At 32.7% G+C, this 24757-nt stretch carries 22 protein-coding genes and 1 tRNA gene; 11 read left to right on the top strand and 12 right to left on the bottom strand.

The window, feature by feature from the left end:
- Positions 1 to 266 precede the first annotated feature (266 nt).
- Both QWY99_RS21520 and QWY99_RS21515 read left to right on the top strand, forming a co-directional pair.
- Complete coding sequence (locus QWY99_RS21520) at positions 267 to 773, top strand: GNAT family N-acetyltransferase (RefSeq protein WP_290267996.1); 507 nt, start codon at positions 267 to 269, stop codon at positions 771 to 773.
- Positions 774 to 874: 101 nt separating this feature from the next.
- Positions 875 to 1294: a helix-turn-helix domain-containing protein gene (locus QWY99_RS21515; RefSeq protein WP_290267994.1), complete on the top strand. Its 420-nt coding sequence runs from the start codon at positions 875 to 877 to the stop codon at positions 1292 to 1294.
- 260 nt (positions 1295 to 1554) lie between these two features.
- Here the strand turns inward: QWY99_RS21515 and QWY99_RS21510 are convergent, their stop codons facing one another.
- On the bottom strand, positions 1555 to 2565 hold the full coding sequence (locus QWY99_RS21510) for a type II toxin-antitoxin system antitoxin SocA domain-containing protein (protein ID WP_290267992.1): 1011 nt from the start codon (positions 2563 to 2565) through the stop codon (positions 1555 to 1557).
- Position 2566: 1 nt separating this feature from the next.
- A complete protein-coding gene (locus QWY99_RS21505; protein WP_290267990.1) occupies positions 2567 to 2920 on the bottom strand; it encodes a type II toxin-antitoxin system MqsR family toxin in 354 nt (117 codons plus the stop codon).
- Positions 2921 to 3682: 762 nt separating this feature from the next.
- On the opposite strand from QWY99_RS21505, the gene QWY99_RS21500 reads away from it, so the two are divergent.
- Complete coding sequence (locus tag QWY99_RS21500; protein ID WP_290268275.1) at positions 3683 to 4723, top strand: Fic family protein; 1041 nt, start codon at positions 3683 to 3685, stop codon at positions 4721 to 4723.
- A gap of 257 nt (positions 4724 to 4980) precedes the next feature.
- On the opposite strand, the gene QWY99_RS21495 is transcribed toward QWY99_RS21500, so the two are convergent.
- Both QWY99_RS21495 and QWY99_RS21490 read right to left on the bottom strand, forming a co-directional pair.
- A tRNA-Ser gene (locus QWY99_RS21495) sits at positions 4981 to 5065 on the bottom strand.
- Between the two features lie 59 nt (positions 5066 to 5124).
- Positions 5125 to 5997, bottom strand: coding sequence for a LysR substrate-binding domain-containing protein (locus tag QWY99_RS21490; protein WP_290267989.1), 873 nt, complete (start codon positions 5995 to 5997; stop codon positions 5125 to 5127).
- A 90-nt stretch (positions 5998 to 6087) separates the two neighbouring features.
- Between QWY99_RS21490 and QWY99_RS21485 the strand changes: the two genes are divergently transcribed.
- The gene (locus QWY99_RS21485) at positions 6088 to 7320 is read left to right on the top strand and encodes an MFS transporter (protein ID WP_290267986.1); all 1233 of its coding nucleotides are present in this window, start codon (positions 6088 to 6090) and stop codon (positions 7318 to 7320) included.
- 220 nt (positions 7321 to 7540) lie between these two features.
- Here the strand turns inward: QWY99_RS21485 and QWY99_RS21480 are convergent, their stop codons facing one another.
- The 4 genes from QWY99_RS21480 to QWY99_RS21465 all read right to left on the bottom strand — a co-directional run bounded on the left by QWY99_RS21480 (position 7541) and on the right by QWY99_RS21465 (position 11519).
- Positions 7541 to 8572, bottom strand: coding sequence for an asparaginase (locus tag QWY99_RS21480; RefSeq protein WP_290267984.1), 1032 nt, complete (start codon positions 8570 to 8572; stop codon positions 7541 to 7543).
- Positions 8562 to 9698: a 1-acyl-sn-glycerol-3-phosphate acyltransferase gene (locus tag QWY99_RS21475; RefSeq protein ID WP_290267982.1), complete on the bottom strand. Its 1137-nt coding sequence runs from the start codon at positions 9696 to 9698 to the stop codon at positions 8562 to 8564. Before QWY99_RS21475 ends, QWY99_RS21480 begins: the two co-directional genes overlap by 11 nt.
- A 65-nt stretch (positions 9699 to 9763) precedes the next feature.
- The gene (locus tag QWY99_RS21470; protein WP_290267980.1) at positions 9764 to 10543 is read right to left on the bottom strand and encodes a TatD family hydrolase; all 780 of its coding nucleotides are present in this window, start codon (positions 10541 to 10543) and stop codon (positions 9764 to 9766) included.
- 250 nt (positions 10544 to 10793) lie between these two features.
- A complete protein-coding gene (locus QWY99_RS21465) occupies positions 10794 to 11519 on the bottom strand; it encodes a tetratricopeptide repeat protein (RefSeq protein WP_290267978.1) in 726 nt (241 codons plus the stop codon).
- Between the two features lie 295 nt (positions 11520 to 11814).
- On the opposite strand from QWY99_RS21465, the gene QWY99_RS21460 reads away from it, so the two are divergent.
- Both QWY99_RS21460 and QWY99_RS21455 read left to right on the top strand, forming a co-directional pair.
- Positions 11815 to 12252 (top strand): retropepsin-like aspartic protease, encoded by a 438-nt coding sequence (locus QWY99_RS21460; RefSeq protein WP_290267976.1) that lies wholly within the window; start codon positions 11815 to 11817, stop codon positions 12250 to 12252.
- A 95-nt stretch (positions 12253 to 12347) separates the two neighbouring features.
- Positions 12348 to 13868, top strand: coding sequence for a T9SS type A sorting domain-containing protein (locus QWY99_RS21455; protein WP_290267974.1), 1521 nt, complete (start codon positions 12348 to 12350; stop codon positions 13866 to 13868).
- A 172-nt stretch (positions 13869 to 14040) separates the two neighbouring features.
- Here the strand turns inward: QWY99_RS21455 and odhB are convergent, their stop codons facing one another.
- Positions 14041 to 15267 carry a 2-oxoglutarate dehydrogenase complex dihydrolipoyllysine-residue succinyltransferase gene (gene odhB / locus QWY99_RS21450; protein WP_290267973.1) on the bottom strand — a complete coding sequence of 409 codons (1227 nt, stop codon included), beginning with the start codon at positions 15265 to 15267 and terminating at the stop codon, positions 14041 to 14043.
- A 105-nt stretch (positions 15268 to 15372) separates the two neighbouring features.
- Positions 15373 to 18147, bottom strand: coding sequence for a 2-oxoglutarate dehydrogenase E1 component (locus QWY99_RS21445; protein WP_290267971.1), 2775 nt, complete (start codon positions 18145 to 18147; stop codon positions 15373 to 15375).
- 114 nt (positions 18148 to 18261) lie between these two features.
- Between QWY99_RS21445 and QWY99_RS21440 the strand changes: the two genes are divergently transcribed.
- The gene (locus QWY99_RS21440) at positions 18262 to 18813 is read left to right on the top strand and encodes a hypothetical protein (RefSeq protein ID WP_290267969.1); all 552 of its coding nucleotides are present in this window, start codon (positions 18262 to 18264) and stop codon (positions 18811 to 18813) included.
- A 669-nt stretch (positions 18814 to 19482) separates the two neighbouring features.
- Here QWY99_RS21440 and QWY99_RS21435 read toward each other — a convergent pair.
- Entirely contained in the window at positions 19483 to 19836 is a 354-nt protein-coding gene (locus QWY99_RS21435; RefSeq protein ID WP_290267967.1) for a hypothetical protein, read from the bottom strand.
- A gap of 89 nt (positions 19837 to 19925) precedes the next feature.
- Positions 19926 to 20900, bottom strand: a complete 975-nt coding sequence (locus QWY99_RS21430; RefSeq protein WP_290267965.1) for a polyprenyl synthetase family protein — start codon at positions 20898 to 20900, stop codon at positions 19926 to 19928.
- Between the two features lie 210 nt (positions 20901 to 21110).
- Between QWY99_RS21430 and QWY99_RS21425 the strand changes: the two genes are divergently transcribed.
- Genes QWY99_RS21425 through QWY99_RS21410 form a run of 4 tightly spaced genes read left to right on the top strand, consistent with a single transcriptional unit; the run spans position 21111 to position 24743 of the window.
- Positions 21111 to 21632, top strand: coding sequence for a YceI family protein (locus QWY99_RS21425; RefSeq protein WP_290267963.1), 522 nt, complete (start codon positions 21111 to 21113; stop codon positions 21630 to 21632).
- 45 nt (positions 21633 to 21677) lie between these two features.
- Positions 21678 to 22277 (top strand): TetR/AcrR family transcriptional regulator, encoded by a 600-nt coding sequence (locus QWY99_RS21420; RefSeq protein ID WP_290267961.1) that lies wholly within the window; start codon positions 21678 to 21680, stop codon positions 22275 to 22277.
- A gap of 19 nt (positions 22278 to 22296) precedes the next feature.
- Entirely contained in the window at positions 22297 to 23667 is a 1371-nt protein-coding gene (locus tag QWY99_RS21415) for a TolC family protein (RefSeq protein WP_290267959.1), read from the top strand.
- Between the two features lie 5 nt (positions 23668 to 23672).
- Positions 23673 to 24743, top strand: a complete 1071-nt coding sequence (locus QWY99_RS21410) for an efflux RND transporter periplasmic adaptor subunit (protein WP_290267957.1) — start codon at positions 23673 to 23675, stop codon at positions 24741 to 24743.
- Positions 24744 to 24757: the final 14 nt, after the last annotated feature.

Here is a 24757-nt window from a genome sequence, read left to right as displayed (position 1 = left end):
TCGATAATCAAAGATGATTCAAGAAAAATATTTTTTTCGCATAGCGCTATGTGATTTATTTTAAGTGAAACGCCTTTTATAAAGTTTACAAAACTATGTGTCTATGTGTTAAATATAATTTTTACAGACATAAAACAAATGAACACTCTAACGACACAAATCTTCCGTTAAAATAAAAATAGGTATCTGACAAGCAAATTTTAGATGTTTCCAAAAAGAAAGATTTACCTTTGAAGGATTGATTAATCTACAGAATAAACACTATAATGGAATTTTTTAAAACTACAAATGAAGATATCGATGCTGTTTTCGATATTTATAATGAAGCTACATCGTACCAAAAAACTGTTAATAATAAAAGCTGGAGAGGTTTTGAAAGAGCCTTAATAGAAAAAGAAATCTCCGAAGACCGTCATTTTGTAATCAAAGAAGATGGCGAAGTTGCCTGCACTTTTGTGCTTACTTTTAATGATTTAATTATTTGGAAAGAAGCCAGCGCAGATCCTGCTGTTTACCTACATCGAATTGCGACGAATCCTAAATTCAGGGGTCAATCGTATGTCAAAAAAATTATCGAATGGGTAAAAATATATGCCAAAGAGAATAACAAATCTTACATAAGATTAGACACTCATAGCGGCAACGAAAGAATAAACAAGTACTATATGAGTTGTGGTTTTGATTTCAAAGGCGTTAGCGTTATCGAGTGGACAAACGAATTACCCGAACATTACAAAGAAGGTTCTTTTAGCTTGTTTGAAATTAAATTGTAAAGAAAATTAATCCGAACAAGGTCATCAAAACCGTATCTTATAAAATTGAGGTTTTTTACTAAAATATATTTTCCTTTAAGAATTTTAAATATCTTTGAAATATGAGCACAGCAACAAAACCAAAACATATTGGCAAAAATATTAGCCGAATTAGAGAACTTAAAGGCATGAAACAAGAAGCGTTGGCTTTTGCAATTGGCTTATCTCAACAATCTGTTTCTAATATTGAAGCAAGCGAAAATGTTGATGAAGAAAAGCTTATTGAAATTGCAAAAGTGCTGGAAGTTTCTGTTGAAGCAATTAAAAATTTTACAGAAGAAAACGTGATTAATTATTTCAACACTATTTACGATAACGACTTTAGCCACAGTAATGGAGCTATACAATCAAATCATTGCACATTCAATCCATTAGATAAATTGATGGAAGCTGTAGAAGAAAACAAAAAACTCTACGAACGTTTATTACAGTCTGAAAAAGACAAAAACGAATATTTGGAGAAATTACTAAAAGGCGAATAACCTTTTATGAAACATAATTTATTTTAAGAGAGACCGATATGGTCTCTTTTTTTGTTCCATTTTTTTTTAAACCCCAAACTTGTCTTTCTGAGGAACGAAGAACCTCCACGTGCTACTAACAAAGACTCTTCGTTCCTCAGAGTGACAAGATTGCGATTGTTTAATGCGTAAAATAATAGCCGTAAAGACACTATCAAGACTTAACAATACTGGAAGCATTTCCCATTTATTGACCTGAGATCATTAGCTTTTTCAAATTATTAAACAACTAACAGGTCGAAGCTATAACTATAATCTATTAATGCTTTTTCTTTAACATTTTCAGTCCATGCCTTTTCTTTATGACTTTCATTCATAATTTGCGAAGCATTCATGCCTTTAAAAAAATCCGCAATAACAGATAAAACTTTAATTTCAGATTCATTAAACAGCTCTGAGTTAAATTTTTTATGCTCAGTTGGACAAAATCTTTCGCCAATAACACCATTGCCATAATCTTCACATTTAAATTCTATCAATTGTTGGTCAGCCATGTATTCATAAATAGTTCTAAACTTAACAGGAACTGGTCCATAATTATGTGCCATGTATGATGACCCACTTATTGAATAGGCAGTTTCCTTATAATGTAAAAAATCAGAATAAAACAAAAGCTTATTCATTGCTGTAACTGTTGGTTGCATTTTTTCAGTAAAAAATAAAACCATTTCAGACAACTTATGTATGTTCGTTTTTTTATAACCAGTCATCTTACCTGGCACCAAATTACCACAAGATAGATTTAAATACTCTTCTATAGCGTAATTTTCATCATTCCCTTTTGATTCTACGGATTCAATTCTAGCTAAAATTTTAACTTTATCTGAATCTTTCAACTCTTTATTCCATTCCACTAATTGTTTAAAAACATTATGATTTACAATGATAGATTGAATTAAATTAGCAATAACTAAACTAGGAATTTCTCCTTTTTCATAATGTCTGTAACTATTGGGCCCTAAACCCAACAATAAAGACATTTTATTTGCTGATAAATCGTATTTCTTTCTAATATTATAAATCTCATCAGGAAAAGGTATATTATGTAAATCTCTATATTGATTATAAACCTGATTAATATTTAATTCATCTAATTCTGTTGTTGTAATTTTTTCTTCTGTTTCCTTACACCAATAATAATGAAACACATATTGAAATTCTTTATTACGAAATACTAAACTACTTTTTTCGTTCAGTAAAATCATTTCTTCATTAGTAAATGGGCTTTTCATCTTATTTGACTTTTAAGGGATAATTCATTGTATCTTCTGCAATATGAAATGAAATACAAATTACGTGGTTACTATCTTTGTTAACAGTTAATTTAATATAAACTTCCGTTTTTTTAACTACTTTACCGAACACCCACATTGCCGTTCCATTTTGCTGTGTTTCACTTAATGGACCTTGGGAATAATCTTCTATTTCTAAGTCTAGGATAATTTCCAGACGTCTTTTCGCTGTAATACCAATATCTGCAAGGTTTTGCAAACTATTTTTGGGTCTATGCAAAAATACTATAGGCCAGATCTTTAAGAACTGCTTTAGCTCACTTAAAAAAATTTTAACTTCTCTTTCTAAAACCATAAGCATTGAATTGCGTACAAATATACATAAAGACACAAAAAAAACAACTATAAAGTTGCATAATTAACCATAAACAACACATTACACAACTTTAAAATAAAAAAAATCGAACAAAAAAACTAACACATCGCATTTCTCAGCCCTGCCCTAACTTTCTTTCTTAAGAAGGAAAGTTAGGGCAATAGCGAATAGACGAAGAAACTCCACGAGCTACTAACGAAGACTCTTCGTTCCTTAGAGTGACAAGATTGCGATTGTTGATTGCGTAAAATAATAGCCCAAAGAAACTAAGACAAAGCTTTTCTTTGCCCAGTCTTGTCTTTCTGACGGAGGAAGAACCTCCACGAGCTACTAATGAAGACTCTTCGTTTCTCAGAGTGACAAGATTGCGATTATTGATTGCGTAAAATAATAGCCGTAAAGAAGCTAACACAAAGCTTTTCTTCGCCCAGTCTTGTCTTTCTGAGGAACGAAGAATCTCCACGAGCTACTAACGAAGACTCTTCGTCCCTCAGAGTGACAAGGTTTTGAAGTGGTGTTACAAATCAATCATAAGTAGGCTTTTGTAAGTTATATCAATCCCAAAGATAATTTAATGGAAACAGGTTGGGTTATGAAGAAGTATTTAGATAAGATTAAATAAAAAACTTAATTTTGAAGAAATAATATTTTATTATTAAGTCTTCAATAAATTACTAATAAGAATACATGAGCCAATTTAAACTTCCTATATAACCATTTAAACAAGACGTTGAGACTAAAATAGTTCTTAAAAAATTAGCTGTAGCACATCGAGCACTTGCTGAACTTAACGGAGTAGCCGAGACAATCCCTAATGAAGTTATTGTACTCAACACTTTATCTTTACAGGAAGCAAAAGATAGTTCCGCTATTGAGAATATTATTACTACACATGATGAGTTATTTTCAAGTGACAGTATTGCACAACAGTTTGCAAGTACAGCCGCAAAAGAAGTTTTTAATTATGCCACAGCTTTAAAAGAAGGATTCAAGTCAGTCCGTGAAAATAAAATCTTAACTAGTAATCAAATAATTGAAATCCAAGGAATATTAGAAGAAACGAAAGCAGGATTTAGAAAATTGCCTGGAACAGAATTAAAAAATGGTCAGACTGGTGAAGTAGTTTATACTCCTCCACAAAACCATGACGATATAGTAAGTTTGATGCGTAATTTGGAACTTTTTATTAATGATGATGAATTAACGGATTTAGACCCATTAATTAAAATGGCAATCATTCACCATCAATTCGAAAGTATCCACCCTTTTTACGATGGGAATGGGCGTACAGGTAGAATTATCAATATTTTGTACCTAGTAAAAGAAGATCTATTACATTTACCTATCCTTTATCTAAGTAGGTACATTAATCAAAACAAAGCTAATTATTATCATTTATTACAAGAAACTCGAATAACTCAAGATTGGGAACCTTGGATTCTTTTTATACTTGAAGCCGTTGAACAAACCTCAAAACAAACAACAGCAATTATCCGAGGAATTAAAAAACTAATGATGGAGTATAAAAAAGAAATTCGTGAAAACTTACCCAAAATTTATTCTCAAGATTTAATTAACAATCTGTTTAAACATCCCTACACAAAAATTGATTTTATTGTTGAAGATTTAGGGATTACAAGACAAACGGCTTCAAAATACTTGGATCAATTAATAGAATTAAAACTGATTACTTTGCATAAAATAGGTAAAGAAAACTTTTATATTAATATTGCGCTTTATAACTTTTTACAAAATGCGCCACAAAAACTCAAGTTTAAATAATTCAATTTTGTTGACACGTTTATCTTATCATGTTAAAAAAACAGAAAAAAGTTAACACGTTATCACAGTCATGTTAAACAAATCAATAAAAATTAACCTATTTAAAATATAATTACCATTCAAATATTAGATAAAAAAAGCCAACTGTTCAGTTGGCTTTTTTATAATAATCTATAAAACATCTCTTTACAATCTTACAAAACTGGGTATGAAATTGGGTACAAAAATCACATCAGCCTAAAAAACAGATAATATTGCAGAGAGGATGGGATTCGAACCCACGATATGTTGCCATATACACGCTTTCCAAGCGTGCGCCTTCAGCCACTCGGCCACCTCTCTAATTAGGATTGCAAATAACACGAAAAAAACTGAACTATTAAAATAAAATCAACTAATCCTTACATACTTTTCCTAAATTCTTCTACAAAAAGCTTTACTGCCTTTTTTTGGTATGCTCCTCCTATCGTTAACATAAACGAATCTCTCTTGGTGGCTACTCCCGTTATCTGAATTGCTTTAAGATTATCCCAGCCTTTTAGGGCTTTTTCTGTTACTACTGTCGCCCAATGTCCTCCTTCTACCAATCGAAATAAGGCATGTATTGCATTTAACTCTATAGAAACTCGAGGTTTCATATTATTCTTTATAAACAAATCATCCAAAAATTCTCTGGAATTAAATCCTCTTGCTGGTAAAATAAGCGGAATATTTTCAATTTCTTTAAAGGCAATTGTATCTAAAGTTGCCAATTCATGCGATTTAGAAACCGCCATGACCAGATTAGAAGTAAACAATGGAACTTTATGAAATGGCTCTTCTATTTCATATGAAGAAATTAATAAAACCAAGTCTAGCTCATTATTCAATAGTTTTTTCTGCATGGGTTCTGTAGTTCCATATTCAACTACAATCTTTAAATTCGGATATGTCCTGGCAAATAAATTGACAATTGGCAAAACCAAAAGTCCGAAAATATAGGTTACTCCAATTCGTAATTCGCCACCAATCATTTCGTTTAAATCATCAATCGCCTGCTTGCTACTCTGCACACTTTCTATTACCTGCTTGGCATGAATCAAGAAAACAGAGCCAGCTTCGGTGAGTTGCACCTTTTTTCCAATCCTTACAAACAAAGGCATTCCGAGTTCTTCTTCGAGTTTTTTTATTTGTTGTGACAATCCCGATTGGGTTACAAAACACAACTCAGCCGCTTTAGTAAAGTGAAGTACCTCGGCTGTTTTAATAAAATATTGCAATTGATAAATTTCCATATCGATAAGTTATACTAATCATTATCAGTAAAATTATTAATTTTTCTAATGAAATCATAATTCCGACCTTTGTAAAAAATATTCAGCATCATGTTTAAAGCGTTAAAATCAAAAAACTTCAAATTATTCTTTTACGGACAATCAGTATCGGTAATTGGGACATGGCTTCAAAAAACAGCCGTGAGTTGGATGGTTTATAGCATATCTGGATCGGTATTTTTATTAGGATTGGCTACTTTTTTAAGTATGATTCCTTCTTTGTTTCTAGCTCCTTTAGCCGGAAGTATTATTGGCCGTTACGACAGACACCGTAGCATGATTATTTTGCAATCTTTGGCAATGTTTCAGGCTGGTGCATTGGCTTTGCTTATTTATCTAAAAATATACAACATCAACTACATCTTAGCATTGAGTCTTTTTCAGGGAATAATAAATGCATTTGACATGACCTGCAGACAAACAATGATGATTGACATTGTTGATAATAAAGAAGATTTACCAAATGCTGTAGCCCTAAATTCAACTCTGAATAACTTTGCCCGAATTGCAGGTCCTGCTTTGGCTGGAATTATTTTGCATCAATATGGTGAAGACATCTGTTTTATTGGAAACTTCCTAAGTTATATTCCGGTTATAGTTTCTTTATTAATGATGAAGATGACGCCTCACATTAAAGCAACTGATAAACTCAAAATGCTTGAAGACTTTATCGAAGGTTGGGATTATGTAAAAAAAGAAAGAGAAATGGCAAGAATGCTTTTGATGTTAATGTGCAGTAGCTTGTTTGTTATTTCCTTCAATACACTGATGCCTGTTTTTGCGAAAGACATTTTTAGTGGTAATGCCGAAACGTTTAGTTGGTTTGAAAGCGCTGCTGGTATTGGTTCTATCCTATCGGCAATTTACCTTGCCAATTTAAAAACGGCAAAAAACATGAATAAAATAATGATAGCGGCCAGTCTTTTAATGGGTTTTAGTATTATTATTCTAGCGTATTCTAACAGCTTAACGATAGCGCTCATTTGTATGGGATTAAGCGGTGTCGGGATGATGGCCCAAACTTCATCGATAAATATATACATCCAAACTCAAAGCACAGTTAATATGCGTTCTAGAAGTATTAGCTACTACCTAATGGCTTATCAAGGAATGATTCCTGTGGGAAGTTTAATAATTGGGTATGTTTCTCACACACTTGGAGTACGCCACACGGTTGCAATACAGGGAATAATATGTATTATTTCGGTGATTGTTTATGTATACTACAAAAGTCACAAGGTATCAGAAGATATAGAAACTTGCTCTGTACGTTATAAATCGTAAGCTCTTTTGAAACATCTCAGTTAGGAAAATTAAATTACTGAGATTTTTCTAATTCAATTTAAAATTATTTTTAACACATAGCAACATAGAAAAAAAATAGACTAAAAAGTCGTTTTACTTCTACATAAAAACACATAAGCTCGCTATGTAGTAAAGTAAGCTTTTTATGAATTCAAAAAAAAATTCAAAAAACTATATCTCTATGTGTCAAGACAAAGATTTAAATAGAGATTTCGCCTCGCAAAGCGGTTTCGAAAACGGTCTTGAAGTTTTTTGGTTCAATTCCGTGTCCCAACAAATACATTAGTTTTGTAATTGCAGCTTCGGTTGTGATATCTTTTCCAGAGATAATCCCCAGTTGCTTCAGTTCCGTACTTGTTTCGTATTGTCCCATATTCACACTTCCGCCTGAACATTGAGTTACATTTACGATATGTATACCTGCGTGAATTGCTTTTTTAATGGCATTCAGGAACCAATCTTCTGTTGGTGCATTTCCAGATCCATACGTTTCTAAAACAATCCCTTTTAAGCCTGGAATTGTTAGTATTCCTGCAAAAACAATTTCGCTCATTCCAGGAAACATTTTTATGATAGCGACATGATTGTCTAGTTTTTTATGAACTATCAATTTGGCATCTGTTTTTATAGGAAGAAACAAATGTCTGTTTAATTTTAAGTGCACTCCAGATTCAACCAATTCAGGATAATTTGGAGCCGTAAAAGCTCTAAAATGTTCCGCGTTTACTTTAGAAGTTCGGTTACCGCGGTATAATTTGTATTCAAAATACAAGCAGACTTCATTAATTACAGGTTTTCCATCTTGCTGCAATGAAGCAATCTGAATTGCTGTAATTAAATTTTCTTTAGCATCTGTTCGTAAATCACCAATTGGCAATTGCGATCCTGTAAAAATGACTGGTTTTGCTAAGTTTTCGAGCATAAAGCTCAGTGCCGATGCCGAATAAGACATGGTATCCGAACCGTGTAAAACCACAAATCCATCAAAAGAATTGTAATTCTCCTCTATGATTGTGGCAATTTCTGTCCAATGCTCCGGATTCATATTCGATGAATCAATAGGATTGTCATAAGAAACCGTTTCGATTTCACAATCCAATTGTTTCAGCTCCGGAATTTTCTGTAATAATTTATTAAAGTTGAAGGCTTTGAGCGCTCCAGTCTCAAAATCTTTACTCATACCGATAGTTCCTCCGGTATAAATTAAAAGTATTTTGGCTTTAGATGGCATCTCCGTATTTTAATTTATTTACAACTGGATTTGCATACATTGCCAAAATCCCTTGCACAGCAATTGGATTATCATTTCCAATACGCATTTCTAAACGACGCTCGAATAATGATTTTTCGCTTTCTTTATACAAATGCGAAAACTTATCTGTCTTATTTACGATGTCGTATGCAATATAATTAGTTGGCCATAATTTATAGTTCTTCAATATTGAATCATCTATAACCTGTGCCAATGCTTGAATTTGTTTATTTACACTGTCATTCTCTGAGGCAATTTGATCAATTTCTTTATCCAAAACATCACCAACAGAAATATGTATTCTTTTTTTAGTTCCCATGATACCACTTAAAATGGTCATGAAATCTTCATTTTTCTCTTTAATGTAAATCTCGTTATTTGCTTCTGCCATTAATTGTGGCATCTTTAAAGCATCAGTCGGATCATATTCATACGAAATAGAAATAGGAACTATTTTCATTTTCTTGAAATAATCCATCAGGTTAGCTTCGTCTGATCCCATTCCTAACATTTTTAAAACACCAGGATTTGTAACATCATTACCGTCTTTAGTTCTTCCTTCACGTTGTGCGATCCAAACGGAACGGTTTTCACGGAACAATAAATGCCCGATATACTCCGATAATAACTTAGAACTTTGTAACATTTCACGAGGTGAAAGTCCACGAAGAACTAAGAAATTACGATTTAATTTAGCCAATATGTTTAAGAATGACTTTTTAACTAAATTATCTCCAATTGCCGAAGCTGTCATTACTAAACCGTGCTCGAATAAGCAAACATTTAATAATGTGGTATCTAAAAGTATGTCTCTATGATTAGAAACAAATAAATAAGAAGTGTTTTTTTCAAGTTTCTCAAATCCCGAAGTCGTTAATCCTTCTGAGCTTCTTTCAAGAACTTTTTGAATTGTCTGATAAATAAAATTGCACTGAAAATCACGAATAGAGTGAGTTCTCTTCAATTGTTCCTTCCAAACTTCGTCTTCTAACTCTGGAAATGAAAAATTCATCATGGCTTTCATAATCGGGTGATTTGCCACGCCATGAAGGGCTTCATTTACTTCTGAATCATAAAACGGTCGAATTGCATCAAATTTCTGCATTATTAATATCTATATTTAAGTGGACAAATGAACAAAAAAAAAATTAAAGTATCATATGTTCTAAGTTAAATCCCAAAAACATCTTTTGAGTTCTGGGTTGTTATTGTTGCTATTTCTTCTTCTGAAACGTCGTATATATCGGCTAATTTAGCCACAACGTTCACCAAATAGCTACTTTCATTTCGCTTGCCGCGAAAAGGAATCGGTGCCAAATAAGGAGAATCTGTCTCTAACACTATATGTTTTAAATCAATTTGATTCAAAAACTGATCGATTTTTCCATTTTTAAAAGTTACTACACCACCAATTCCAAGCTTCATATTATAAGATATCGCTTGTAATGCTTGCTCATAAGTTCCTGTAAAGCAATGAAAAATCCCAAACAAATCATCTGATTTTTCTTCTTCCAAGATTTCAAAAATAGGATCAAATGCCTCGCGACAATGAATCACAATTGGCAATTTATATTGTTTTGCCCATTGAATTTGTGTTCTAAAAGCAATTTGTTGCTCCTTAAGATGTGTTTTGTCCCAATACAAATCGATTCCGATTTCTCCAACCGCATAAAACTTTCGTTTGGCTAATTCTGTTTCTACATGTTTTAGCTCTTCTAAATAATTATCTTTTACATAAGTAGGATGCAATCCCATCATTAGGAAAACATTATCTGGATAATTTTGTTCCAAATCGTACATAGATTGTGTACAAGCGGCATCGATTGCAGGTATAAAAAAACGAGAAACACCTGCATTTATTGCTCTTTGAATCATTTCATCACGATCTTGATCGAATTCTTCGGAGTACAAATGGGTATGTGTATCGGTAATAATTGTATTTGGATTCAATTGTATAATTTTAAAAGGCCAAAATTACGACAATAATAAAAACTTTCCCAATTTGATTACAATTACTAAAGAAAGAACAATAATTCTCACTTTACTATTTTACTTGTCATTGCTTTAGACAAAATATTGCCTTTCTAATAAAGGAAAATTATATTTAAAAACAAACTTACATAAATTAAAACACTGATAACGAGTCTGTCTAATTTGTGCCAAATTATATTTGTTTTGAATTATACCCAAAGATTTATTTTTAATCCAACTCATTCAGTAATTCTTGTACATCATCATATCCTTCATAATCTTGAGAAATCGCCTCTAAATTTTCTTTACAAGCAATATAATCTTTCTGTTTTAATTTCAACAATGCCAAATTCCACAATGCCTTGTCTTTATAAGGCGATGTTCCCGATTTTAATTCATTAAAAACTGCTTCGGCTTTTACAAGTTGATCGTCTTCTAATAAAGAAATACCATAGAAACATTGAATTTCTGGTGTTTTAGTATTTTTTAAAGTTTCTTCAAAAAGCGGAATTGCATCTTTATATTTTCTTGCATTAAATGCTATTTCAGTTTCTTTTAAAGTTACACTCGCCCCTCCTCTTTCACTAAATGTAGCTTCTTCTTGATGATTAAAATCTTCAAAATCTGGATTTGAATCGTAATTAAAATAAAACAAAGCGATTAAAACTACAACCGAAGCGACTACTGCATAATACCAAGGCCTTAATGAAGTAGCTTTGTTTTTCTTCTTCTTTTTATCTGAATCAGAAACACGTTTTAGTTTTTCATTTTGAGCTACATGTTCTTGTTCGTATCCAAATTTAGTTTCCAACTGAAGGTTTGTAGTTTTGAAATTTTCAAATGCTAAAGCAAAATCGGAGTCTTCAGATAATTTTTTCTCAAAAGCGTTTCTTTCCTCAACATTCATTTTACCTTGAAGATATTGATCGAATACTGTATGGTTTTGTTCGTTCATGACTACTTTTTTTAGAAATTTATTTTATTGATCTAGCAAATCACATCCAGCATCAGCATCCTTAAAACACTTATCTGATTAGCTAATTTAAAGAAAATCCTTAAATAAAAACATAACAAATAGTAAATCAACATAGTACACAAATCTAAAACAAACCAAATTATCTTTTCAATAGTCTCATTTTACGTATTATGATTCAATCTAAGCCTAAAATTAAAATAACAAATTATATCCTCTAGCTCATTAGTTTTTTGAGTGTAATTGGTTTATTTTTGGTTTTCAATCCCTAACAATAATGGAAAATCTTCACGAAGTTCTCAAAAAGGAGAAATATAAAAAAATCAAATTCAAAGTTACCAAAACGCAACATCTATTGATAAAAGCCAAAATAAATGGTGTTTCTGGAAATTTCATTTTAGATACAGGCGCTTCTAATACTTGCGTAGGATTTGAGAGTATCGAACGATTTTCATTAGGAGCAGAAGCATCCAAAACAAAAGCTGCAGGGGCTGGTGCAACTGGAATGTTAACTCAAACTGCCTCCAACAACTTATTACAAATTGGATCTTGGAAAGATTTGGATTTTACTTTGGTTATTTTTGACCTTTCTCACGTAAACGAAGCCTTACGTCAATACAAAGCCAGACCTGTTCATGGCATTATTGGAGCCGATGTGCTATTACAAGGCAAAGCAATTATTGACTATTATAATCATTATGTATATCTAAAATAAGCTCACAAAAAACTACAATACACAATATCAACACAATAAACAAATAAAAGTTTTTTTAAGTACATTTGTCGCTATATTTTAACAAATCGATACGTATGAAAAGAACTCTACTTTACTTATTACTTTTTACAACCTTTAATTTTTATGCACAAATCAATCCTATTGTGCATTGCGACGGAAATACTATTTTTGATTTAACTAGTCGAGAATCAGAAATAATTGGAAACTTAAATCCTGCTGAAACTACAGTTAGTTATCACATTAGTAAATTTGATGCTGACAGAGGCGCTTATCCAATTCCAAATCCGACTTCGTTTCAGAGTACAGGTACATCTACTATTTATGCACAAATTATTAATGAAAGAAGCATTAGTGCTATCGTAAAATCTTTCCAATTGAAAGTTAGCGCTACTCCTCTTACCTTAGATGGTACCGTTAAATATTCAGGATGCGTCAAATCAGTCACATCTTTAAATGCTTCAGGTGGCACCTTTTCATATCAGTATTCAAAAGACGGAACTAACTATCAAATAGAGCCTTATTTTTATGATATGGGCCCAGGAAGTCATACAGTATACGTAAAAGACTCTAATAACTGCACTGCTACAACAACTATGATTGTACAAGATATAAACATTCCTCGTTTAGAGATACGGTCAGTAGCTACTATGCCAAGATGTAATGGAGCCAGCGATGCACAAATAATGACAATTGTATCAGGAGGAACTCCTCCTTACAACTTATCTATCCTAGAGAAGCCAGACGCTTTTGTGTATTTAAACAACAATTTTTACACTATAAACAATATGTCAGCAGGCCAATATACAGTACTTGTTAAAGATGCATCAGGGATATGCTCAGAAATAAACCATATTCAAATTCAGGAAACTAAAGCTATTACAGCCGCTACAACAATTACAGATCAAACAATAACTGTTATTGCAAATGGCGGAACTAATCAATACACTTATGCAATTTCACCTACTTTAAATCAGTTTTCAGGGAATAACGTTTTTGCAAACCTAGCTCCAGACACTTACGAAATAATTGTAAGAGACTCTAACTTCTGTACATCAGAAATACTAAACCTAACTGTTACCCCACCTGCACCTTTAGTTGATGGCAAAAATACTATCACTCAAAGTTTTAATGTGGGGCAAACGCTTGCAGATATTAACATTCAAGTTACGGGCATAAAATGGTATAGTAATGCAGTTTCTCCTTCTGGAAAGACTAAAAGAACAACCGAAACACAATTACCTCCAACAACTGTTTTAGTTGATGGTACAACTTATTATGCTTCTCAAACTATTAATGGAATTGAAAGCAAAGAAAGGCTAGCAGTAACGGCGAAATTAAATACGCTATCCACTCCTGATTTTATTCTTAGTAATTTTAAATACCATCCTAATCCTGTAAAGAACACACTAAGTATCGATAATACAGCGGTGATTGATGAAGCGACTCTTTTCTCCGTTTCAGGAAAAGTTATTTTCGATAAAAAAATTAATAGTATGCATTCAGACCTTGATTTATCACATCTTGCTACGGGAATTTATATTCTTAAAGTAAAATCTGAAGGGCAAGAAAAAACAATAAAGATTGTAAAAGAATAATAACCAAAAAAAGTAGCATTAATACTAAGCCGTCATTTTAATAAAATGACGGCTTTATTATTTAAGATTATCACAGAATTAATTCTTAAAACTTCCTTATAACTATTACCTAACTAACAAAAAAAACCGTTTAGTAAAACTAAACGGCTTTTCAATTGAAAATTATTATAAACTATAATTCTAATGCTTTTTTAGGATTGTTATCCATCAATAATTCAACTGGGTTTTCTAGTGCCTCTTTAATAGCAACTAAGAAACCTACTGACTCACGACCATCAATAATTCTGTGGTCATAAGAAAGTGCTACGTACATCATTGGGTGAATTTCAACTTTACCATTTACAGCAATCGGACGCTCAATAATATTGTGCATTCCTAAGATTCCTGATTGTGGAGGGTTGATAATTGGTGTACTCAACATACTTCCGAAAACTCCTCCGTTAGTAATTGTAAATGTACCACCAGTCATATCATCAACTGTAATCTGTCCATCACGTGCTTTAATAGCCAATCTTTTGATTTCTGCTTCTACACCACGGAAAGTTAAATTCTCTGCGTTACGAACAACAGGAACCATTAATCCTTTTGGTCCAGATACTGCGATTGAGATATCACAGAAATCATAAGCTACTTTATAGTCACCATCCATCATAGAGTTTACGTCTGGATATAATGCTAAAGCTCTTGTAACTGCTTTTGTAAAGAATGACATGAATCCTAAACCAACACCACCGTGTTTCGCTTTGAATGCATCTTTGTACTCATTACGCAATTTGTTTATTGGTGTCATATTAACTTCATTGAATGTAGTTAACATAGCTGTTTCATTTTTAGCAGCAACCAATCTTTCTGCTACCTTACGACGTAACATTGAAAGTTTTGTGCGCTCTGAACCACGGTTTCCTCCTGTTGGAGTTCCCATAGAAGGCACTGCATTTAAAGCATCTTCTTTAGTGATTCTACCATCTTTTCCTGTTCCAGAAACAGTTGAAGCTGTTATATTTTTTTCGTCTAATATTTTTCTTGCTGCTGGCGAAGGTGTCCCTGAAGCATATGTTGCTGCTGGAGCTGGAGCTGCTTTTGGAGCTTCTGCTTTAACTTCCGCTTTTGGTGCTTCTGCCTTTGGAGCCTCAGCTGCTGGAGCTGCTCCAGATGGTTTTGCTGCGCTAGTATCGATTAAGCAAACTACTGCTCCTACTGCTACTGCGTCACCTTCTTCTGCTTTTAATGTAATAATCCCACTTGCTTCTGCTGGCAATTCAAGTGTTGCTTTATCAGAATCAACTTCGGCAATTGCTTGGTCTTTTTCTACATAATCTCCGTCTTTTACTAACCAAGTTGCAATTTCAACTTCCTTTATTGACTCCCCTGGTGATGGGACTTTCATTTCTAAAATCATGTCTTATTATTTTAAATTATGAATTTATATTTTTAAATTGTTCTAAAAACAACTTTTGTTAATTGATTCTTATTCTTTTAGCCCTAAAACTATCGGGATGGCTCTTTATGATCTAAATAGGTTTTTATCAAAAACCATTCTTATTGCATCTGCATGACGACGTTTTGCACGTGTATAACTTCCTGATGCTGGTGCAGCATATGCTTTTAATGATGCTAATCTCCATTTTACAAGATCAAAGTTCATTAACATAAAACTATAAGCTCCCATGTTTTTAGGTTCTTCTTGTGCCCAAACATAATCATCTGCGTTAGGATATTGTGCAATAATTTCTTTTAATTGCTCTACCGGGAATGGGAACAATTGCTCGATTCTTACTACTGCAACGTCATTACGCCCGTTATTTTCTCTTTCAGCAACAATATCATAATAGAATTTACCTGTACAGAAAACCAATGTTTTAACATCCGCTTTTACTACAGTGTTATCATCTATTGTTTCTTGGAAACTTCCATTTTCTAATTCTTCTACTGTAGATACACATCTTGGATCACGCAACAAACTTTTTGGTGAAAATACAACTAACGGTTTACGGAAAGTTGTTTTCATTTGTCTTCTCAACAAGTGGAAGAAGTTAGCTGGTGTTGTACAATCGGCAACATACATGTTTTGTCTAGCACAAAGTTGTAAGTAACGCTCCATTCTTGCCGAAGAGTGCTCTGCTCCTTGTCCTTCATATCCGTGTGGTAATAATAAAACAATTCCGTTTTGGTTGTTCCATTTGTCTTCTCCACATGAAATGTATTGGTCAATCATGATTTGTGCTCCATTTGAGAAATCTCCAAATTGTGCTTCCCAAATAGTCAATGCATTAGGATTAGCCAAAGCATATCCGTAATCAAATCCTAAAACTCCATATTCAGACAAAAGTGAGTTGAATACGCCAAATTTACCTTTTTTGTTTTCGATAGCATCCAATAAGATTACTTCCTCTTCTGAATCTTCTACCTTAACTACGGCATGACGGTGTGAGAATGTACCACGCTCTACGTCTTGTCCAGAAATACGAACATCAAATCCTTCTGTTAAAAGCGAACCATAAGCTAATGCTTCTGCAGTTCCCCAGTCGATTGTGTTGTTATCGTATCCTTTCTTTCTATCAGTAACAATTTTAGTTATCTTATTGATGAACTTTTTATCTGATGGTAAAGTTGAGATTGTATTTATGATAGAATCTAATCCTGCTTTAGGGAAAGTTGTGTCGAATTTTTTCAACATCACAACATCTGAAACTTGCTCAAAACCTTTCCATTCATTTTGCATAAATGGAGTAATAACTGTCAAGTCTTTTTTACGAGATGCTTCAAGATTTACTTCCATTGTCGATTTGTATTCTTTCTCTAATGCATTTACATAAGTAGCATCGATAATACCTTCTGACAATAATTTTTGCGCATAAATATCTCTTGGATTTTCATGCTTAGCAATAATTTTATATAAAACTGGTTGTGTAAAACGAGGTTCGTCCCCTTCGTTATGACCGTATTTTCTGTATCCTAATAAATCAATAAATACATCACGTCCAAATTGCATTCTGTAATCTAATGCAAATGAAACAGCATGAACTACAGCTTCTGCATCATCTGCATTAACGTGTAATACTGGTGATAATGTTACTTTAGCAACATCGGTACAATAAGTAGATGAACGTGCATCAAGGTAATTCGTTGTAAATCCAACTTGGTTGTTGATTACAATATGAATTGTTCCTCCGGTTTTATAACCGTCTAATTGCGCCATTTGGATGATTTCGTATAAGATACCTTGTCCTGCAATTGCAGCATCACCGTGAACGGCAATAGGTAATACTTTTGAGAAATCGTCTGCGTAATATTTATCTTGTTTTGCTCTTGTAATACCTTCAATTACTGCACCTACAGTCTCTAAGTGAGATGGATTTGGTGCTAGGTTGATATTGATATTTTTTCCAGCTCTAGTTTTTCTGTCGGCAGTAAGTCCTAAGTGGTATTTTACGTCACCATCAAAATATTCTTGATCGTAATCTTTACCATCAAATTCTCCGAAGATGTCTTGTGTCGATTTACCAAAAATATTAGCCAATACATTAAGACGTCCACGGTGAGCCATACCCATTACAAATTGCTCTACTCCTTTTTCAGCTGCTTTTTCGATTAAAGCATCTAAAGCTGGAATGATTGATTCACCACCTTCTAGTGAGAATCTTTTTTGCCCAACATATTTGGTATGCAAGAAGTTCTCGAAAGAAACCGCTTGATTTAATTTATTTAAGATAACTTTTTTCTCATCAGTAGAGAAATTAGGTTGGTTATCATTTACTCCAAGTTTGTCTTGAATCCACTTTACAACATTAGGGTTTCGAATATACATATATTCTACTCCAATGTGTTGGCAATAAATTGCCTGAAGACGTCTCACAATATCTTGCAATGAGCAAGGTGGTACACCAATTACTTTTGCAGCATCAAAAACTGTTGAAAGATCTGCCGCTGTAAGTCCAAAATTCTCGATGTCTAAAGTTGGAGATGTAGTTCTACGATCTCTTACTGGGTTTGTCTTTGTAAACAAGTGACCGCGAGAACGATATCCATCAATCAATTTTAATACGTTAAATTCTTTTTGCAATTTTTCAGACACCAAACTACAATCGGTGTTGTTAGCTGCGAATTCAACAATTTGCTGAACTGGTGCCTCGTCGTTGTAAGTTGTCATTCCAAAATCAAAACCTTGAAAGAAACTTCTCCAGCTCGGCTCTACACTATCTGGGTTTTGTGTATATTGATCGTACAATTGTGCGAAAAACTCTGTATGCGCTGCATTTAAAAATGAAAACCTATCCATAATATTAGTGAATATACTTTTTGTTAAATAGAATGCAAAAGTACGACAAACGAGTTTATTCGAGCCTTTTTTTTGCGTACATTTACGTAAAAATTTGTTAAAATCCATTTAACTATGAAGAAAAATCATTTTTCAATCGTTTTCAAATCATTTTTTATCATTTTGGTTCTATTATTTTCAAATGGTGCATTAGCACAACAAAAATATTACATTCCACAAAAACAAAATGATTTCTGGAGCAATGTACAATTTGGTGGTGGAGTCGGTTTAAGTTTTGGATCTGGATATACTGACATCTCGTTATTACCAAGTGCGATTTACAACATTAACCCAATTGTTGCTGTTGGTGTAGGTGCACAAATAGGATATGTATCGTCTAAAAATCAATACTCTTCTTTTCTTTACGGAGGAAGTCTTATCGGATTAGTAAATCCTATTCCTGAAATTCAACTTTCGGCAGAATTAGAACAAATCAATGTAAGTACTGATTATAAATATTTTGGAGAACCACGTTATAATTATACTTTCTGGAATACTTCCTTATATTTAGGTGCTGGTTACCGAACCGGAAATGTAACTATGGGCGTACGTTATAATGTACTACATGACGACGACAAAAGTATTTACGGAGAAGCCTTTATGCCGTTTGTGAGATTATACTTTTAGAAGGTACTTAGCTACAGAGCTACAGAGGCACAAAGTTTCAAAGATCTAAAGAGAAAAGAGTGAAGAGGAAAGAGGAAAGAGAAAAGAGAAAAGAGAAAAGAATAAAGAGTAAAGAGTAAAGAATAAAGAATAAAGAATAAAGAGTAAAGAGTAAAGAGTAAAGAGTAAAGAATAAAGAATAAAGAGTAAAGAATAAAGAATAAAGAATAAAGAATAAAGAGTAAAGAATAAAGAATAAAGAATAAAGAGTAAAGAATAAAGAATAAAGAGTAAAGAATAAAGAGTAAAGAATAAAGAATAAAGAATAAAGAATAAAGAGTAAAGAGTAAAGAGGAAAGAGGAAAGAGGAAAGAGGAAAGAGAAAAGAAGAAAGAAGAAAGAGAAAAGAGAAAAGAGAAAAGAGAAAAGAGAAAAGAGAAAAGTTTTGTCGAGCCACTTGAGGAAATTCTTCGTTCCTCAGAAAGACAAGATTGCGGGTAATGTAAGGTGTTAAAAAAAAGGATTTATTGTGTATTAGTTTCTTTCGGAGATTCCTCAGAAAGACAAGATTGGGAGTAATTCCGATGCTACAAAAAAAATATTTTGTACTAGCTACTTGCTGAGTTTTTATCTCAAAAAGAGAAACCTTAGTACCTCAGTTACTTTGAACCTTTGAACCTTAAAAATAAATTACTTATAAAAATTCCTAAACCACACTTTTTGCCACTCTCTTTTTAAAACTAAATAAGAAACTTGTTCGGCTAACATCACTAAATCAGATCCGTCTAATTTTTTTATTTCGGCTTCTGAGACATCTATTATATATAGCAGATTCAAATACTCGGCAAACTTATACTGAATCATACGGTATATTTTTTCGTGCATTTGAATTTTAAGTTCTTCTGGAGAAATACTCATTGGAAAATCTATTCCTTCATTGGCCAAATTAAAATCTTTATTAATTTGTTCAATCAAGTTAAGATACAAAGCTTCTTTCTGGGCTTCCTGAAGTAGTAAATCTGTATTTTGTGGAGCTACAAACATTTAACTTATGATTGTTAATTTAAGAATTAAAAATTTAGTAATTGAAAGATTAAAAAAAACTTAAAAACTTATAGTTTTTCAAATAATCACTACACCTTTCTACCCATTAAGTTTTCACCAAAAGTACGTAACGACAATTTCTTTTCGTCGCTAATATCCATTTTCTCTAATGTCTTAAAAGCTTCTAGTGTAAACATTTCGATTGCTTCTTGTGTTTCTTTTGAAGCACCTGATGCATTGAAAATATTTTTCGCGATGGCTATTTTTTCAGAATTATCCTCTGGGTGAGTCGTAAACAATTCTTGTAACTGTTTTGCATCTGCCTCATTAGAATATGCCAATGCTTTTAAATACAAATATGTTTTTTTATTTTCGATAATATCTCCACCTACTTGTTTTCCAAAAGTTTCTGGATCTCCAAATGCATCTAGATAATCATCTTGCAATTGGAAAGCCAAACCTAATTTCAATCCAAAATCGTATATTAAATTGGCATTTTCATCAGATGTCTTAGCCACAATTGCACCCATTTTCATAGCTGCGGCAACCAAAACTGCTGTTTTATACTCAATCATTTTTAAATACTCAGGAATAGTAACATCATTTCTTTTTTCAAAATCAACATCCAACTGCTGTCCTTCACAAACTTCTAAAGCTGTTTTACTAAAAAGCTTCGCTAAATCTCTAAAAGTGTTTGATTCGTACTGTTCAAAATATTGATATGCCAAAATAAGCATTGCATCTCCTGAAAGTATTCCGGTATTAAGATTCCATTTTTCATGAACTGTTTTTTGTCCTCTTCGCAAAGGAGCATCATCCATAATATCGTCATGTACCAATGAAAAATTATGAAAAACCTCAACAGCCATAGCCGCCGGAAGAGCCTGATCGTAAGCAACATCAAAAACTTCAGCAGTCATCAAAGTCAACACTGGGCGCATTCTTTTTCCGCCAAGACTTACAATATATTCAATTGGTTCATAAAGGTTTTTAGGCTCTTTACGTATAGTTTGTTTCTCTAAATAATCGATAAAGAATTCTTGGTATTGATAAATGGCATGCATAAAAGAAATTTTCGGCTAATTTACGGCATTAAGCCTGCAATACAAACTCCATTTCTTAATGAAATGTTAAATAATCAAAAATACTTAGGAAACTATTTTGGTGTTTAGAGTTTCCGATATACATTTGCATCGAAATTTAACATGTAGAGGCTCCGATCAATTTCCTAGTAAACTTGTTAAATCACTTGTATTAACATAATAACAATATTTATGAGAACACACTGGACAATTGATTCTGACCAATCTGATGTTTTAATTAAAATGAGACATTCAATTCTGGCTTATTTGGGTGGTACTATCAACACATTTAATGGTCACGTTGATTTGCAAAACAATGAAATTGAAGATGCTACTATCGAATTCTCATTGGATGTAAACAATAGAGAAGCCAAACTTGAACAAATAAATACATACTTAAAACTCAATGATTTTTTTGATGTAAACAAATACCCTACGATAAGTTTTAAATCGACATCTTTTCAAAAAGTGAATAAAAAAATCAACTTCTTAAAAGGTGATTTAACAATAAAAGATGTTACAAAAACGGTTGAGCTTGATGTAGAAATGATTGAGAGTGACTACTATAATGGTAACAAAAAAGTTTCTTTTGAACTTACTGGCGATATAAACCGTAAAGATTTTGGATTAGCTTATAATTCATTTAATGAAAGTAATGGTTTATCGACTGGACAAGACATTAAACTGGTGGCCAATTTAGAATTCTCAATCTAAGGTTTACATCAAATTAAAGATCCAAAAAAAGATTAAGAAAACGAAATGAAAGAAAAAATTATATCAAAAGCGAGTGACTTGTTCTTAAGACTAGGTTTTAAGAGTGTTACTATGGATGATATTGCGGGTGAAATGTGCATCTCAAAAAAAACTATTTATAAGTATTTCTGCAATAAAGAGGTTCTAATTCAAGAAAGTACTTCGGCTGTTCATAAACAAGTTCATGAATTAATAGACTCAATAGTTATTAAAAAATTGAATGCGATTGAAGAGAATTTTGAAATTAGACTGACTTTCAAAAATTTATTTCAATCCTCTATTGATACTTCACCAATCTATCAATTAAAAAAACACTATCCTGAAATTTACACCAATTTGATGCGACATGAAATAGATCAATGCAGTCAATATTTTAGGGATAACATTGCAAATGGAATAGCGCAAAAACTATATCGCGCAGATATCAATGTCGATGTTTATGTAAAATTTTATTACACTTTGATATTCCACATAAATGAAACCACCAGCTCAGAAAAAGAAGCACAATTAGCAGAACTGGAAGCCTTAGAATATCTCACAAGAGCAATGGCAACTCCAGCAGGAATTATTGAACTGGAGAGACAAATAGAAAAAAACAGCAATTAACAATCATCAACCCTTCAACATGAAAAGAATAGTGTTTCTCTTTCTCTTATCATTTGCAATAACAGCAAATGCACAAGACACCAATAATAGTAATTTAAGCAAGCAAGGCACACAGACTTTGACCTTAAAGGAGGCTATTAACTATGCACTCCAAAACAAATCTGATTCTAAAAAAGCCAGATTACAAGTAGAAAATAGCGAATATAAAATACAAGAAGTTCGCTCTAGAGCATTACCGCAAATTTCGGCTAACGGAAACTTAACTTACAACCCTGTAATACAAACTACTATTATTGACGGGGCAGGATTTGGAGCTCCAGGAACCACTATTCAAGCTGCTTTTGGTCAAAAATGGGCATCTACTGCTGGTGTTACATTAACTCAGAACATATTTGATCAAGCGGTATTCACTGGTTTAAGAGCGGCAAAAAGTACACGCGAATTTTATCAAATTAACGAACAACTTACTGAAGAAGATGTAATCGAAAGAGTAGCAAATAGCTATTATGATGTATATGTTCAACGTTTGAACTTAACGGTATTAGATACTAATTACGTAAATACCACTAGAGTAAAAAACATTCTACAAGGACAGTATGACAATGGTTTAGCTAAGAAAATTGATTTAAACAGAATCATTGTAAAGCTTTCTAACATCAGTACACAACGCCAACAAGTAATTAATAAAGTTGCATTACAGGAAAATGCTTTGAAATTTTACATGGGTATGCCTGTAGAAACACAAATCGTAATTCCTAATACTGAATTTGAAATTACCCCTCAAGCTCTAACTGAAGCTCCAAATGTTGAAAATTTAACTCAATATTTACTTATGAAAAAGCAAGAGGAACTACTGGTTTTTCAGAAAAAAGCTGTACAGGCTGAGTATTACCCAACACTTTCTTTAAGTGCAGGATACAACTATATTGGTCAAGGTCCAGAAATGCCTTGGTTTGCTAAACCATCATCAGGAGTATACTGGTCTGATTATTCTGCCATCGGATTAAACCTAAGAGTTCCAATCTTTACTGGTTTTGGTACCCGTGCCAAAGTTCGTCAGGCTGATGTTGCGATTCGCTCATTAAAGGAAGATCTAAAAGACACTAAGCTTTCTCTTGACATAGCATACAACAATGCCACAATTCAAATGGAAAATAGCCTTATAACTATTAAAAACCAAAAAGAAAACAGAGAATTGGCGCAACAAGTACTTCAAAATACAAAAAATAATTACCTACAAGGACTAGCTTCATTAAATGATCTATTAGAAGTAGAAAATGCCTATATCGAAGCAGAAAACAATTATTCCTCAGCAATACTAGGATATAAAATAGCCGAAATTCAAGTAATCAAATCAAAAGGACAACTAAAATCACTTATAAATAACTAAAACAAATGAAAAAAACAGTAATAATAACAATAGTAGTCATAATCGGGTCATTAGCACTAATTGGCTTCATTTTAACGAAGAACAAAGAAGAGAACAAAGCTAAAACTGATATCGTTGCCGAAAAAAATGCTGCTGTTTCAGTTAAAGTTTCTACTGTAAAAACAGAAGAAGTTTCATTGGATTTTGTTGCTAACGGAAACTTCCAACCAATTCAAGAGCTAACTTTCTCTGCTGAAAAATCAGGTAAAGTAATTAGTGTTTTGGCTAAAGAAGGAGATTATGTAAAAGTAGGTCAAACGTTATTAACCGTTAGAGGTGATGTAATTAATGTAAACGCTCAAGCCGCTCAAGCAGCATACCAAAATGCTAAAGCAGATTACATGAGATATGAGAATGCTTTTAAAACTGATGGAGTTACAAGACAACAATTAGATCAAGCAAAATTAGCACTAACTAATGCAGAAGCGAATCTAAAACAAGCAAATATTAATGTTGGAGACACTAAAGTAAAAGCACCTATTAATGGATTCATCAATAAAAAATATATTGAGCCAGGTTCTATTTTAGCTGGTATGCCAGCAACTGCTTTATTTGATATCGTAAATGTTTCTAAATTAAAACTTGCTGTAACTGTAAATGAAACTCAAGTCGCAAGTTTAAAACTAGGGAACGTTATTAAAGTAACTGCAAGTGTATATCCTGACAAAGTATTTTCTGGAAAAATCACTTTTATTGCTGCAAAAGCAGACGAAAGCTTAAACTTCCCAGTAGAAATCGAAATCACAAATAACGTAAGCAACGACCTTAAAGCGGGTATGTACGGAACTGCAAATTTTGCATCTAACCAACAGAATCAAAACTTAATGGTTGTACCTAGAACTGCATTTGTAGGAAGTGTAAGTAGTAACCAAATATTTGTTGCTGAAAATGGTATTGCAAAATTAAAGAAAGTAACAGCTGGAAGAATTTTAGGTGATAAAGTAGAAATTATCAACGGATTATCTGATGGCCAAATAGTAATCACTACTGGTCAAATTAACTTACAAGACGGAGATAAAGTAGAAATTATAAAATAGTTTAAAAGCACTAA

This window comes from Flavobacterium branchiarum (assembly GCF_030409845.1).
In the GTDB taxonomy this organism is placed as follows: domain Bacteria; phylum Bacteroidota; class Bacteroidia; order Flavobacteriales; family Flavobacteriaceae; genus Flavobacterium; species Flavobacterium branchiarum.
The sequence above is the reverse complement of the archived record's forward strand: the minus strand, read 5'-3'. Positions and strand labels throughout refer to the sequence as shown.